At 58.1% G+C, this 13564-nt stretch carries 11 protein-coding genes and 1 pseudogene; 3 read left to right on the plus strand and 9 right to left on the minus strand.

Going from position 1 to position 13564, the window contains the following annotated elements; all coding sequences use genetic code 11:
* Both CKW15_RS23935 and CKW15_RS23940 read left to right on the plus strand, forming a co-directional pair.
* Positions 1-179: pseudogene (locus tag CKW15_RS23935) on the plus strand (IS256 family transposase); the annotation flags it as partial.
* A gap of 315 nt (positions 180-494) precedes the next feature.
* Positions 495-4466 carry a hypothetical protein gene (locus tag CKW15_RS23940; protein ID WP_095152779.1) on the plus strand — a complete coding sequence of 1324 codons (3972 nt, stop codon included), beginning with the start codon at positions 495-497 and terminating at the stop codon, positions 4464-4466.
* 80 nt (positions 4467-4546) lie between these two features.
* Here CKW15_RS23940 and CKW15_RS23945 read toward each other — a convergent pair whose 3' ends face one another.
* The 5 genes from CKW15_RS23945 to ribBA form a co-directional block, all read right to left on the minus strand.
* Positions 4547-5701 (minus strand): ABC transporter ATP-binding protein, encoded by a 1155-nt coding sequence (locus tag CKW15_RS23945; RefSeq protein WP_095152780.1) that lies wholly within the window; start codon positions 5699-5701, stop codon positions 4547-4549.
* 17 nt (positions 5702-5718) lie between these two features.
* Positions 5719-6528 (minus strand): ABC transporter permease, encoded by an 810-nt coding sequence (locus tag CKW15_RS23950; RefSeq protein ID WP_046049776.1) that lies wholly within the window; start codon positions 6526-6528, stop codon positions 5719-5721.
* 6 nt (positions 6529-6534) lie between these two features.
* Positions 6535-7488: an ABC transporter permease gene (locus CKW15_RS23955; protein WP_095152781.1), complete on the minus strand. Its 954-nt coding sequence runs from the start codon at positions 7486-7488 to the stop codon at positions 6535-6537.
* The gene (locus tag CKW15_RS23960) at positions 7473-8498 is read right to left on the minus strand and encodes an ABC transporter substrate-binding protein (protein WP_095152782.1); all 1026 of its coding nucleotides are present in this window, start codon (positions 8496-8498) and stop codon (positions 7473-7475) included. Before CKW15_RS23960 ends, CKW15_RS23955 begins: the two co-directional genes overlap by 16 nt.
* A gap of 281 nt (positions 8499-8779) precedes the next feature.
* Positions 8780-9889: a bifunctional 3,4-dihydroxy-2-butanone-4-phosphate synthase/GTP cyclohydrolase II gene (gene ribBA / locus CKW15_RS23965; RefSeq protein WP_095152783.1), complete on the minus strand. Its 1110-nt coding sequence runs from the start codon at positions 9887-9889 to the stop codon at positions 8780-8782.
* A gap of 71 nt (positions 9890-9960) precedes the next feature.
* On the opposite strand from ribBA, the gene CKW15_RS23970 reads away from it, so the two are divergent.
* Positions 9961-10254 carry a DUF1330 domain-containing protein gene (locus tag CKW15_RS23970; RefSeq protein WP_095152784.1) on the plus strand — a complete coding sequence of 98 codons (294 nt, stop codon included), beginning with the start codon at positions 9961-9963 and terminating at the stop codon, positions 10252-10254.
* 21 nt (positions 10255-10275) lie between these two features.
* On the opposite strand, the gene CKW15_RS23975 is transcribed toward CKW15_RS23970, so the two are convergent.
* The 4 genes from CKW15_RS23975 to CKW15_RS23990 all read right to left on the minus strand — a co-directional run bounded on the left by CKW15_RS23975 (position 10276) and on the right by CKW15_RS23990 (position 13544).
* Positions 10276-10839, minus strand: a complete 564-nt coding sequence (locus CKW15_RS23975) for an NUDIX hydrolase (RefSeq protein ID WP_095152785.1) — start codon at positions 10837-10839, stop codon at positions 10276-10278.
* Between the two features lie 2 nt (positions 10840-10841).
* Positions 10842-11594: a GntR family transcriptional regulator gene (locus CKW15_RS23980; protein WP_095152786.1), complete on the minus strand. Its 753-nt coding sequence runs from the start codon at positions 11592-11594 to the stop codon at positions 10842-10844.
* An 88-nt stretch (positions 11595-11682) separates the two neighbouring features.
* Entirely contained in the window at positions 11683-12072 is a 390-nt protein-coding gene (locus CKW15_RS23985) for a carboxymuconolactone decarboxylase family protein (RefSeq protein WP_095152787.1), read from the minus strand.
* Positions 12069-13544 (minus strand): NAD-dependent succinate-semialdehyde dehydrogenase, encoded by a 1476-nt coding sequence (locus CKW15_RS23990; RefSeq protein WP_095152788.1) that lies wholly within the window; start codon positions 13542-13544, stop codon positions 12069-12071. Before CKW15_RS23990 ends, CKW15_RS23985 begins: the two co-directional genes overlap by 4 nt.
* Positions 13545-13564 lie beyond the last annotated feature (20 nt).

Here is a 13564-nt window from a genome sequence, read left to right on the forward strand (position 1 = left end):
TGCGCAAGATCATCAAGACCCGAGGTCACTTCCCAACCGACGATGCGGCGACAAAACTGATCTGGCTTGGGCTGCGCAACATCACAGCAAACTGGGGCTCAGCGGCCCATGACTGGAAAAGTGCGATGAATCAATTCGCGATTCTGTACGGAGATCGATTTATCAGGCCTGCCTGGTAAAAGAATGGCCTGCCTAACGGCAGGCCGTTACCGGCCTGCACACAAAATATCTGACAGTCCCCCGCAGCCTCGTTCAGGGTGTTTTCGAGTCATCAACTTCGTTGCTAGAACTGATTCGCTCATTTACCACTAAACGGAAGTAGCCCGTTGGCTTTTGTGCAGATACCATTCGTCAGCAATTTATGTACCTCAAAATTGCAACTGGCTGACCAGGCCGATAGCTCGCATCTCGCATAAAGCCAGGCGCCTTCTCCCTTCACTGTTTCAACCAGGTAGGGCCGATCACCAACCGCCGCATATCTGGATTACTCTTCTATGGCAAATCGAGGAAGTCAAAGCACGACTGGAACTGCAAGTGCTGTAGAAGGGCAAAGTGGATCAGGTGCTGCCTCACTCGCCGGTTATGAGTATCAGATAGACGTTTCAGTTTGGTTGGCACTCGATTTGATTCTGGTTTCGCGACAGGCCCAGGAATTGCTACTTGAGCCCGCAAGCCAAGAGGACCTGGAAGCAGATCTCTCCGATCCTGAGCCTGGGCGGCTTGTAAATCAGGTGCCAATGTCTGGATATACACTCGTTGTCCAGGCAAAGCGGCGCGGAGGTAACGCCTGGACGCCGAAAACACTCAAAAGTTTGCTTGAGCACGGCAGCGATCAGCGGGTCTGCGCGTCGAAACGGCTTGAGGATCCCGACTACCGTTACTTGCTCGTCACCAGCGCAGGCGTGAATGCAGACGCGCAGAAACTCAGTCGTCGCAGACCGGGTATGTGGCCTGGTCAGAGTGCGCTACCGCGCGTTATAGCCGATGGTCTCGGTCACGACATCTCGGGTCGGTTATCGGTTATCGCCAATCAGGACGACGAACGCCTTCGTGGTGATATTGATCGCCTCCTTACAGAAAGCTGCCGCGTACCAAACGCTCGACTGGAGGCTTGCCGTATCAAGCTGCGAGAGGCTGCTCGAGCTCGGATCGCGTGCGTGGGGGGCGGTCGCTGGGGGCGCCAGGAGCTTGAAGACATTATTCGTAAGCACGACGGCTATCTTGCGAGCTCACCGGAGCTTGAAAATTATGTTCGCCCTAATAATTGGGATGAACTGCGCTCGCAGATGGCGCGGAGATCTTCGGCGATTCTGGTAGGTCAGTCCGGTACAGGAAAGACCCTTACTACCCAGATGCTTTATGACGAGTTGCGCAAGGAACTGCCTGGACTGACGCGTGTACTGATCAGGCAAGGCCCTTCTCAACTACGCGACGATACGACACCTTCGCCCGTCCTTTATGACATCGAGGATCCTTGGGGTCGATTCGACTTTGATCGGAACAGCCGTCCGTGGAACGATCAACTCGGCCGTTTCCTCGCGGCCGCGAGACCCGATGCGATGATCATTGCGACGTCGAGACTGGACGTGGCAAGGGAATCAGGTGCTTTTGACACCGTAAAAAACTGGGTCGTCAGACTGGAAGCCGAGAACTATGGAGAGGATCAGCGACACAGGCTTTATACGAGTCGAATCGAAAGCCTGCCTCGTGAGTTGCAAGCACTGACTCGTACATTTGAAACCGAGGTGCTCGACAAACTTGCAACACCTCTTGAGATCCAAAAATTCTTCGATGCCATGCGAACTCAGGATCCTCAGGACGCTAGTAATGATTTTCTTATTGTGCGTGAGGCAATTCGTCGCGCGCACCGAGACTCGATTGAGCAAACGGTCATCGAACAGATCGAAACGCGCGGAGATATCAGCGCAGCAACGATCCTCTGGGCGTTCATGGAGGCAGGCAACAAAGTGACTCGCTCCATCCTTCGCACAATCGAGGATGGTCTTTGTGACATGGACACTGCAATGGAAGCAGGTATTTCTTCTTTCGTGGACTTTTTTGTAGCCGCACGTAATTTTCGCCAGAGCGACGATGGGGTGCTCACTTATTACCACCCGAGAGTGGAAGCCGGGATCACCCGAGCGATTGAAAAGTATCGACAGCCGGTCCGTCAGACCTTACGTCAGCTCATTGATTTTCTTGTTTCGATGCAGAGTCCTGACTCCGAATTGGGTACTGAAGCTGCCGCGCGCATACTGGGGCGCGTTGCCGATCCGTTCGCAATCAAGGCTAGCCAGAGCGCAACAGCCAAAATTGATGACTGGTTGGAAGCCAGGTTGGCTGAAGGCGGGAAGGAGTTTGAAAGTAATCTGAAACTCGCTGCGACAGCAGGGTCAGCTGCAAGCAACGGCGCGGAAGTAGCACGCTTTTTACTGCATTGCGATGTCGACGAAATTACCGACGTGAATTTATGGGAAGCACCGGAGCGAACCTCTGACTGGTATTGCGGGAGAGCGGCCTCCATATCCACCAAGCCTCTCTTGGAAATATTCATTCGCACAGTGCTGACGCGAGATCACTTCCATTACCCCGCGTCATTTGCAGAATATCTTGCCCGTCTTTCGCCCGGGCTGGAGGCAGCATTTATGGATGCAGCGCGGACGGTTGTTGACGACAGTTACATTGATTCAGATGAGGCCATAGCGTATGGGGCACTTCAAGATTTTGATGGTTTTGAAGCCGTTGTGGATTTGGCCGTAGGAGTGCTGAGGCTGACAGAGGACGACTTGCGAGAGCGCGCTGAAACTCGGCTGGATGTGATCAACAATGTATACGAGGATGATTATGCAGACGATGTCGAGGCGAACCTCCGCGGGCATACTGCTGACAAGTTTCTCAAAGCCTACGTTAAATGTGCCCGCAACAACAAAAAACAAGCGCACTTGGCAATACACCGGCATATAGATTGGATAAGGCCGCTTTGGCTGCAGCAAATCATTGAAAGTGCTCGCCAAGATGGAATTGACGAAGATGAGTTCGCGGCGGCTTTCAAAGTTGGATACGGAACCAGGGACGAGGAAGCTCTTTGGCTAGCATTGTCAAACAGATGGAACCCTCAATACAGTTTAGAGCTCGCAGCCCGCATCCGGGACGGTGCTTCTACCTCTGCGGTCGAGCATGCAGCTCTAGCATGCATACTGAAAAACGATTCGCAGACCTGCTTTGCACTTCTGGCCGACTTGGTCAACGACGGGGCGATAGAACGATTGGTGCATATCGGTCGGGGAATCGCTTACCTGTGCCGCAGTTGTACAAACGACGGTGATAACCATCGCGCTGTGGCCGAGGCTGCCGCAGTCCAATTGCCTTCCCCGTACGATGAAATCTGCGCCGCTGAAACTGCGCTGAAAGATGAGAAAGCGCCCGTGCTTTCTCAAACTGCGCGGCAAGTGCTCGAAGGGATTGACGATGCGAGCGGTTTAGTTCGCTCGCTTCGGTTACAACTCGACGAGAGCTTGGCATTCTCGGTTGAGGATGACGTGCGTTGGGCACTGGAAGCCAGCGATGATCCTCAAACCGCTGTCTTTGCAGTGGAGGCTGCAATTCGACACGGGATGTCTCGAGAGGTGGAAGCGGCCCTTGATCACCGGTTTGCGCATGTCGTAGCGCGAGCTCTGACATCCATCGCATCCACACTTGAGACGCCACTGCCGGCACACCTGTTGGCTTTCGTCACGCACCGTGGAAGTCCCGTTCGCCTCGCGCTGGTGGCTGCTCTAACTGCTAGGGTGCATCCATCGTATCAGCAGACACTGGTTCAGCTCGCAGAAGATAAGTGGTCGACACATTACCCCGATGGAGAACAACCCATTGCGCGAGTTGCGATCGCTGGGCTTATTGAGCTTGATATGCTCAAGGATAACGAAGGGATAAAGCTGCTGTATGGCTCCGCGATAATGTCGTCAGATCGAGAAGTCCTCAACGCGATTTGTCTGCTATTGGCGCGCTCCAGCGCGAATATGCAACGACAGATTCTTGACCTTGCAGTAAGACTCGATCATGAGGGGGTTCAGTCTGCGGCAACTGCTGCACTTCTCAGTGCGCACGAATCGATTGATCAGCAGTTGATCGACGGGATTGCCGCAGAGCAGATCGCATCCTGCCACGAACGGGTGGCGAGTGGTCTTGCATTGCTCTTGGGCGCACGTGGCACTCCTTCTTTAGTGTTAGCGAAGGCCAAGGAGTTGGCCACCAACACGGAACGCAGGGTTCTTCTGCTTCTCGTAGCTTGCATGCTGAATGACCGTACCCCCACTGTCGCGAGGGAGATAGCGCAGATGGTATCCGCTGATCGGGAGGTGGTGGATTGGGCCTTGGGGTGTAGAACTACAACCATTCACGAGGATTTAATTGCTAATCTTGGCGATCCGACGATCTGTGCGGAAGTCATCCAGTACATGATTTAAAAAAGGCCGCCACAACCCGACGTTGCAGCGACCCGAGGGTGACAGATAAATCACGGCCCACTGGCATGGACCGGCGAGGGTCAATGCGCGCCAGCAGCCTTGTTCAGATCGCTTTCGGCCCATTCGGTGTACACGCAGGCATCCGCCGTGGCCCAGCGCACGCGCACCGGGTCGCCAGTCTTCAGCGGCATGCCGGCGGCGGAGAGCGCCTTGACGGTCATCGAGGTGCCGACGGAAGTCATCACGGTGCAGGTCTGGCTTTCACCCAGGAACAGCACTTCGCCCACAATGGCCGAGACTTCATTCCAGCCTGCCGCCAGCGGTTCCTGAGCCGCTTGCTCAACGCTCAACGCCAACGCTTTCTCCGGACGCACCATCAGCAGCACATCCTGATCGGTTTGCAATCCTGCAGTCAGTCGAATCGACAACGATTGCCCTTCAAACGACGCCACCGCGTTACCCTGAGCCTTGAGTTTGAGGAAGTTTGAGTTGCCGAGAAACGAAGCGACAAACGCATTCGGCGGGTTCTGGTACAGGTCGAAACCGCTGCCCAAACCGACGATCTTGCCGTGACTGAAAATCGCGATGCGCTGCGACAAGCGCATGGCTTCTTCTTGGTCGTGGGTCACGTAGACAATGGTGATGCCCAAGCGCCGATGCAGCTGGCGCAGTTCATCCTGCAAGTCTTCACGCAGTTTCTTGTCCAGCGCACCGAGCGGTTCATCCATCAGAAGAATGCGCGGCTCATAAACCAGCGCCCGAGCAATCGCCACACGTTGCTGCTGGCCGCCGGACAGTTGCGAAGGGCGGCGATGCGCAAATTGCTCAAGCTGCACCAGTTTGAGCATGGCATCGACCCGGCGCTCGCGTTCGGCGCTGGCCAGTTTGCGAATGGCCAGCGGGAACGCGATGTTGTCGCGTACTGATAGGTGCGGGAACAGCGAGTAGCGCTGGAACACCATGCCGATGTCGCGTTTGTGCGGCGGCACGTTGACCAGCGATTGGCCATTGACCAGGATCTCGCCGCTGCTCGGGGTTTCAAAGCCGGCGAGCATCGACAGCGTTGTACTTTTACCAGAGCCGCTGGAGCCGAGGAACGTGAGGAATTCACCGTCCTTGATGTCCAGCGAGATGTTGTCCACGGCGGCAAAATCGCCGTAGTACTTGTTCAGGTTGCGCAGGCTAACCAACGGTTGGTCGTTCTGATGCGCGGAATCTTTGATCACTGCACTCATGTCGTACTCCTGGGCGCTCAGGCGCTGATTGGATTGCGCCGGCGAAGGGCGGCGGCGATGACCATGACCAATACCGAGAGGCCGATCAGCAGCGTCGAGGCGACGGCGATCACGGGCGTCAGGTCCTGGCGCAGGGTGGTCCACATTTTCACGGGAAGGGTTTGCAGGGTCGGGCTGGCCATCATCACGCTCAGCACCACTTCATCCCAGGACACCAGGAACGCGAACAGGGCGCCGGCCACCATGCCCGGACGAATCGCCGGAAAGGTCACCTTGAACACCGCTTGCAGGCGCGATGCGCCACAGATCACCGCGGCATCCTCGATCGACTGATCGAACAGCTTCAGCGAGTTGATGATTGAAATGATGGTGAACGGCAACGCAACAATGACGTGGCTGACTACGAAAGCGAACATCGTCCCGGTGTAGCCCAGTTTCAGGAACAGCGCGTACACCGCCACCGCGATGATCACCAGCGGCACGATCATCGGCAGGGTGAACAGGCCGTAGAGCATTTCCCGTCCCGGGAAGCGTCCACGTACCAGCGCAAAAGCGGTCGGCAGGCCCAACGCCACAGCAAAAAATGTGGTCAGTACCGCGACCTTGAGGCTGGCCAAGGCCGCGTTCATCCAGTCGGGGTTGGAGAAGAACTGGCCGTACCATTTCAGTGTCCAGCCCGGCGGCGGGAACACCAGCCACTGGGAGGAACCGAAGGACAACAGCACGATGAACACGATCGGCAGCAACAGGAACAGCGCGATCAATCCCGTCGTGAAGTACAGGCCGAAGCGCATGCGCCGGCTCATGGCATTGGGGGTCAGGAGCATGACGGCTTACCTCGCGTTGCTGGCGCCAACCGGGGATTCCGGCTGGAGCTTCAGGTAGAAGTAGAACAACACCAGCGTAATGACGATCAGCAACGCGGCGCCGGCGCTGGCCAGGCCCCAGTTGAGGAATGACTGCACCTGCTGAATGATGAACTCGGGCAGCATCATGTTCTGCGCACCGCCCAGCAACGCCGGGGTGACGTAGTAACCGAGCGACATCACGAACACCATCAGGCCACCTGAGAACAGCCCCGGCCGGCACAGCGGCAGGAATACCCGGAAGAAGTTGGTCCACGGACTGGCGCCGCAAATCGAGCCGGCTTGCAGAATCATCGGGTCGATGGCCTGCATGGTCGCCTGCAGCGGCAGCACGATGAACGGGATCATGATGTAACTCATGCCGATCACCACACCGGTGAGGTTATGCACCATCTCCAGCGGCTGATCGATGATGCCTATCGCCATCAATGCTTTGTTGATCACCCCGGACGCCTGCAACAGCACAAGCCAGGAGTAGGTCCGCGCGAGAAGGCTGGTCCACATCGACAGCAGCACGATGTTGAGGATCCAGCGACCCCAGCCACGTGGCACCAGGGTAATCGCCCAGGCCAGCGGAAAGCCCAGCAGCAGGCTGAACAGCGTCACCAGCCCGGCCACCGAGAACGTGTTGAGCAAGACTCGGGCGTAAGCCGAGTTGGCGAACAGCTGCTCGTAGTTGCCAAGACCCGGGGTCGGCTCCAGCACGCCACGCAGCAACAGCCCAATCAGCGGCGCCAGAAAAAACAGGCCGAGGAACAGCAGGGCGGGAATCAGGTTGCTCGAACCGAGCCAGCGCTGCGCCAGGGAAGGGGATTGCTTCATCACAGCCGCCTTGCCGGAGGCCGAACCGGCAGCGCCAATGGCGCTCCCGGTCGGAGTAGGTTGAAGGGGTGCTGCTGTCATTTTCATTTGACCAGCCATTCGTTCCACCGTGTCGCGATGGCCGGACCGTTTTTGGCCCAGTACGCGAAATCAAGAGTGATCTGATCCTTAGCGTAGGCAGTCGGCAAGTTAGGGGCCAGCACTGAGTCCAGGCGCGCCACGCTGTCGACGTTGACCGGCGCATAGGCGGTCAGGTTGGAGAAGTCAGCTTGTCCTTTGGCGCTGCTGGCGTTGGCCAAAAACTTCATGGCTGCGGCCTTGTTTTTCGAGCCTTTAGGGATGACCAGAATGTCGGCCATGACCAGGTTCTGTTTCCAGCTCACGCCCACCGGCGCGCCATCCTGTTGCAGGGCGTAGATCCGACCGTTCCAGAACTGGCCGATGCTGGCTTCACCGGAAGCGAGCAGTTGTTGCGACTGTGCGCCGCCTCCCCACCAGACGATGTCTTTCTTGATGGTGTCGAGTTTTTTGAAGGCGCGATCCAGATCCAGCGGGTAGAGCTTGTGGGCGGCTACGCCATCGGCCAGCAGGGCCAGTTCAAGCACGCCGGGGCTCGGCCATTTGTAAAGGGCGCGTTTACCAGGGTAGGTTTTGGTGTCGAACAGTGCAGACCAGTCCTGCGGCTTTCCACTGCCTAGCTTGCCTTCGTTGTAGCCGAGGACGAAGGAGAAATAGAACGAACCGACGCCATGGTCAGAGACAAACCGCGGGTCGATTTTGTCGCGCTGAATAACGTTGAAATCGAGGGGTTCGAGCAAGCCTTCGGCGGCGGCGCGCAGGGCGAAGTCGGCTTCGACATCGACCACGTCCCATTGCACGTTGCCGCTTTCGACCATGGCTTTGAGTTTGCCGTAGTCGGTCGGGCCATCCTGGACCACGGTAATGCCGTTGGCTTTGCTGAACGGATCAGCCCAGGCCTGCTTCTGTGCATCCTGGGTGCTGCCGCCCCAACTGACGAAGTTGACGCTTTCAGCCGCCATGACCACGTGACTGGCCGTGGCCAGTAAGCCTGCGAACAGTACTGCGGTTGCACGTTTGTTCAACACCATTTTCACGCCCTCATTTGTTGTGTTTTTGAGCGGGCTTGGTAATGCCCGCCTATCGGGAGCAGTAGGTCCATCTGGCCTCTAAAGGCGACCGTGCCAAGGGCTGTTATTGGTGCTTTCCCTGGCGGGCGCACTTGGCTGAATCGTTCGGTCTATGGAATATCATATTATGGTATTCCAAACTTTGTGCAAGCACTTTGCCTTACCGGCTATCAGCAAAAAAAGTTTTTTTTACCGTCAGGCCACGGGTAGCGGCCTTCACGTTTATAGAAAGAAGCCAGGAATCATTCGGTGAAAGGGATGCTTTCCACGACTTCCAGGTTGTAACCGGTCAAACCCGCGTATTTCAGCGGCGGGCCAAGATGACGCAACTTGCCCACGCCAAGATCCTGCAGAATCTGCGCGCCGGTACCCACTTCAGAATAGATGCGCGATTGGGAGCGGCTGAATTGTTTGGGCGCCTGGGTGAGTTGCGGGACGCGTTCGAGGAGCGCTTGCGACGACTCATGATTGGCCAGCACCACCACCACTCCACGACCTTCCTCGGCTACTCGCTGAAGCGCTGCCCACAACGTCCAGTTGGACGGCCCGCTGTAATCGGCGCCCACCAGATCGCGCAGCGGATCGATCACATGCACGCGCACCAGCGTTGGTTCGTCCCGGTGCAATTTACCCATGACCATTGCCATGTGGACTCCACCTTCAATGCGGTCTTCAAAGGTGATCAGACGGAAGGTGCCGTGTACAGTGGGCAGTTCACGTTCACCGATCCGCACCACGGTGTGTTCGGTGCTGAGGCGATAGTGGATCAGGTCGGCGATGGTGCCGATCTTGATTCCGTGCTTGCGCGCGAACACTTCCAGGTCCGGGCGGCGAGCCATGGTGCCGTCATCGTTCATCACTTCGACGATCACCGAGGCCGGGGTGAAGCCGGCCAGGCGTGCCAGGTCGCAACCGGCCTCGGTATGACCGGCGCGAGTCAGTACGCCGCCTTCCTTGGCGCGCAGCGGGAAAATATGGCCGGGTTGCACGAGGTCGGCGGGCCCGGCATTAACGGCAACCGCGGCTGCCACGGTGCGCGCCCGGTCGGCGGCGGAGATGCCGGTGGTCACGCCCACGGCGGCCTCGATGGACACGGTAAACGCGGTACTGAACACGCTGCCATTACTCGGCACCATCTGCTCCAGCCCGAGGCGTTGGCAGTGGTCGTCGATCAAGGTCAGACAGATCAGGCCGCGTGCTTCCCGGGCCATGAAGCTGATGGCCTCGGCCGTGCAGCAATCGGCGGCCAGCAGCAGGTCGCCTTCATTTTCCCGGTCCTCGTCATCGACCAGGAGCACCATCTTGCCTTGGCGATAGTCTTCGATGATTTCTTCGATGCTGTTGAAGGCCATGTTGGGATTCTCAGTGTTTGATGGAAATATTATGTGGTATACCATAATACAAAATAAACTGAGAGGTCACTATGAAGGCGTACTGGATTGCTCATGTCGATGTCACCGACCTCGATCAATACAGCCAATACACCCAGCGGGCGCCAGCGGCCTTCGCGTTGTATGGCGGACGGATGTTGGCCCGGGGCGGGCGCAGCGAAGCGCTGGAAGGCGGGCCCACGCCGCAACGCAACGTGGTGATTGAATTCGACTCGTACGAACAGGCGCTGGCCTGCTACCACTCAGAGCAGTATCAAGAGGCCAAACGGCACCGCGAGGGCGTGGCCCGGGCTCAGATCATCATTGTCGAGGGCGTGGCGCCCTGAGGGCCGCGTGTAGAAACAGACTCAGCGAATGAAGTGGATCTTGCCGGTATCATCGTTGCCGATGTAGATGCCATACACCCCGGCCTGGCGTTCCTCGATATAGCGTTCGAGGATCTGCCGGATCGCCGGGTAGTAGATGCTGTCCCAAGGGATGTCCTCGGGTGCGAAGAATTTGTAGTCGAGGGTTTCCGGCCCGTACTGCCCGGTGATCTCCAACGCAATGGCGCGGAAGATGATGTACACCTCGCTGATCTTCGGCACGCTGAAGATCGAGTAGGGCGAGAGAATTTCCGCGCGCACGCCGCTCTCTTCCCAGACTTCGCGCAGCGCCGCCTGCTCGGTGGTCTCGCCGCCTTCCATGAAGCCGGCCGGCAACGTCCAGGTGCCAGGACGCGGCGGGATGGCGCGCTGACATAGCAAATACTTGCCGTCCTGCTCGATGATGCAGCCGGCAATGATTTTCGGATTGACGTAATGGATGTAGCCGCAACCGCGGCACATCAGGCGCTCGTGCGTATCGCCCGGCGGCAGCTGGTGACTGAGGTCACTGCCGCCGCACTTTGGACAAAAGCTCGGGCTGAACATTTTTAGCGACCTATACGCGGTTCTTTAAGCGCGATGGGCAGGGTGATTGCCGGGATCGCCCCGGTTTCTTCCTGTTTGCGCTTGAGGTAATCGAGAGCGACGGTTGCAGCGGCGCGCACGTGATCGACGCAAGCCTGGTGGGCGGCGAGGGGATCGCCACTCTTGATGGCCTCGACCATGCGTTCCATTTCCTGATTGCTGGCGCCACGACGGTTTTCCTGGGACACCGATGTCGCCCGCAAGTAGCTGATTCGCGCCTGCAACTGGCGCAGCTGAGTGGCCGCCACATGGTTGCCGGAGCCTTCGAGCAGGACATCGTAGAAACCCTGAACCGAGTCGATCACCTGTTGCAGTTCACCTTCCTTGAGGGCCTTGCGGTTTTCCTCCAGGGCTTTTTCCAGGGCCTTGATGTCCTTGGCCTTGGCACGCAAGGTAAACAGTTGGACGATCAAACCCTCGAGCACGCAACGCAGTTCGTAGATATCGACGGCATCGGCCAGGGTAATGATGGCGACACTGGGCCCTTTGGCGTCGGCGAACTCCACCAGGCCTTCGGATTCCAGGTGACGCAAGGCCTCGCGTACGGACGTGCGGCTGACGCCCAGGCGATCACACAAATCGCGTTCGACCAAGCGGTCTCCCGGCATGAGCTGGAAGTTCATGATGGCGCTTCGCAGTTTATCCAGCACGATTTCGCGCAGGGTAACGGGGTTGCGATTGACCTTGAAGCTGTCGTCGAGTGGCAGGCGTTTCATGGGGTCCGCTCTGAATGTGGCTGTCCATGCAAAAAGAGCACTTCGATCGCAAGAATCTCTGTGCTCGGTCAGGTCAAACAGCCAAGGGTTAACTGGAGGCCTCGGCATCGGCTTCGGCGAAGGCTTCACGGGCGAGCCGGAAACTGTCTACGGCAGCGGGGACACCGCAATAAATACCGACCTGAAGCAGAATTTCGCGTATTTGTTCACGAGTCAGTCCGTTACGCAAGGCGCCGCGTACATGCAGCTTGAGTTCGTGAGGCCGATTGAGGGCCGAAATCATGGCCAAGTTTATCATGCTGCGCTCTTTAAGCGACAAACCCTCACGGCCCCAGACATGACCCCAGCAGTACTCGGTGACCATTTCCTGCAGCGGCCGGGTGAAGTCGTCGGCGTTGTCGATGGAGCGTTTCACGTAGGCTTCGCCCAGCACCTGGGTGCGGATTTTCAGCCCCTGTCTATATTTCTCGTTGCTCATCGCGGTGTGCTCCCGAAGTCTTCCAAGCCGCCCATCAGGGTGTATTTGAGTTCCAGATAATCCTCGATGCCGTATTTGGAACCTTCACGGCCCAGGCCCGAGGACTTGATGCCACCAAAAGGCGCGACTTCGGTGGAAATCAGCCCTTCGTTAATCCCGACCATGCCGTACTCCAACGCTTCACTCATGCGCCAGGCGCGACCCAGATCGCGGGTGTAGCAATAGGCGGCAAGGCCGAATTCAGTGTCGTTGGCCATGTGGATCGCCTCGGCCTCAGTCTCGAAGCTGAACACGGCTGCCAGCGGACCAAAGGTTTCGTCTTGGGCGACTTTCATCGAAGAGGTCACGCCGGCCAGCACCGTCGGCTGGAAGAAGCCGTGTCCGAGGGCATGACGCTCACCGCCGCAGAGTAGTTGAGCACCCTGAGCGAGCGCGTCCTGAACATGGTCTTCGACTTTGGCCACGGCGCGTTCGTTGATCAGCGGGCCTTGATTGATCCCTACCTCAAAACCGCTTCCCACTTTCAGTTGCGTCACGCGCTCGGCCAGCCGCGCGACAAAGGCATCGTGAATACCAGCCTGCACCAGGAAGCGATTGACGCAGACACAGGTCTGTCCGGCGTTGCGGAATTTGGCAATCAGCGCACCCTCAACGGCACGCTCCAGGTTGGCATCGTCGAACACGATGAAGGGCGCATTGCCCCCCAGTTCCAGCGAGACTTTTTTCAGCGTCGGCGCGCACTGGGCCATCAGCAGTTTGCCGATGGCGGTGGAGCCGGTGAACGACAGCTTGCGCACCAGCGGGCTGGCCGTCAGCTCGCCACCGATGGCCACGGCGTCGCCGGTGATCACGTTGAAAATGCCCGGCGGAATGCCGGCCTGTTCAGCCAGCGCGGCCATGGCCAAGGCCGAGAACGGCGTTTCCGGTGCCGGTTTGACGATGCATGGGCAACCGGCCGCCAGCGCCGGACCGGCCTTGCGGGTGATCATCGCCGCAGGGAAATTCCACGGGGTAATGGCCGCGACGACACCGATCGGTTCCTTACTAACGACGATGCGCGCATCGCCTTTGTGGCTGGGAATGGTGTCGCCGTAGATGCGCTTGGCTTCTTCGGCAAACCACTCGATAAAGCTCGCGGCGTAGAGGATTTCGCCCTTGGCTTCGGCGAGGGGCTTGCCTTGTTCGAGGGTGAGGAGTTCTGCCAGCGCATCGGCATTCTCAATCATCAGCGCGTGCCAGCGTTTCAGCGTCTGGCTGCGTTCTTTGGCGGTCAGCGCACGCCAGGCCGGCCAGGCCTTGTTGGCGGCGGCGATGGCCTGACGAGCATGTTCGGCGCCGAGATTCGGCACCCGGCCGATCAGCTCGCCGGTGGCCGGGTTGAAAATGTCCTGACAGGCGCTGTCCGGGGCATCTAGCCACTGGCCGTCGATATAGGCCTGCTGACGGAAAAGTTGCAAGGCTGCTGGGCTCATACCGGCTCCCGTAGTAGTAA

Origin of the sequence: Pseudomonas sp. Irchel s3b5 (assembly GCF_900187435.1) — a bacterium.
In the GTDB taxonomy this organism is placed as follows: domain Bacteria; phylum Pseudomonadota; class Gammaproteobacteria; order Pseudomonadales; family Pseudomonadaceae; genus Aquipseudomonas.

What these genes read in the sequence shown, in the direction of transcription:
- CKW15_RS23940 (WP_095152779.1), top strand. Translation starts at nt 495, where the DNA reads ATGGCAAATCGAGGAAGTCAAAGCACGACTGGAACTGCAAGTGCTGTA.
- CKW15_RS23945 (WP_095152780.1), bottom strand. Translation starts at nt 5,701, where the DNA reads ATGAGTGCAGTGATCAAAGATTCCGCGCATCAGAACGACCAACCGTTG.
- CKW15_RS23950 (WP_046049776.1), bottom strand. Translation starts at nt 6,528, where the DNA reads ATGCTCCTGACCCCCAATGCCATGAGCCGGCGCATGCGCTTCGGCCTG.
- CKW15_RS23955 (WP_095152781.1), bottom strand. Translation starts at nt 7,488, where the DNA reads ATGGCTGGTCAAATGAAAATGACAGCAGCACCCCTTCAACCTACTCCG.
- CKW15_RS23960 (WP_095152782.1), bottom strand. Translation starts at nt 8,498, where the DNA reads ATGGTGTTGAACAAACGTGCAACCGCAGTACTGTTCGCAGGCTTACTG.
- ribBA (WP_095152783.1), bottom strand. Translation starts at nt 9,889, where the DNA reads ATGGCCTTCAACAGCATCGAAGAAATCATCGAAGACTATCGCCAAGGC.
- CKW15_RS23970 (WP_095152784.1), top strand. Translation starts at nt 9,961, where the DNA reads ATGAAGGCGTACTGGATTGCTCATGTCGATGTCACCGACCTCGATCAA.
- CKW15_RS23975 (WP_095152785.1), bottom strand. Translation starts at nt 10,839, where the DNA reads ATGTTCAGCCCGAGCTTTTGTCCAAAGTGCGGCGGCAGTGACCTCAGT.
- CKW15_RS23980 (WP_095152786.1), bottom strand. Translation starts at nt 11,594, where the DNA reads ATGAAACGCCTGCCACTCGACGACAGCTTCAAGGTCAATCGCAACCCC.
- CKW15_RS23985 (WP_095152787.1), bottom strand. Translation starts at nt 12,072, where the DNA reads ATGAGCAACGAGAAATATAGACAGGGGCTGAAAATCCGCACCCAGGTG.
- CKW15_RS23990 (WP_095152788.1), bottom strand. Translation starts at nt 13,544, where the DNA reads ATGAGCCCAGCAGCCTTGCAACTTTTCCGTCAGCAGGCCTATATCGAC.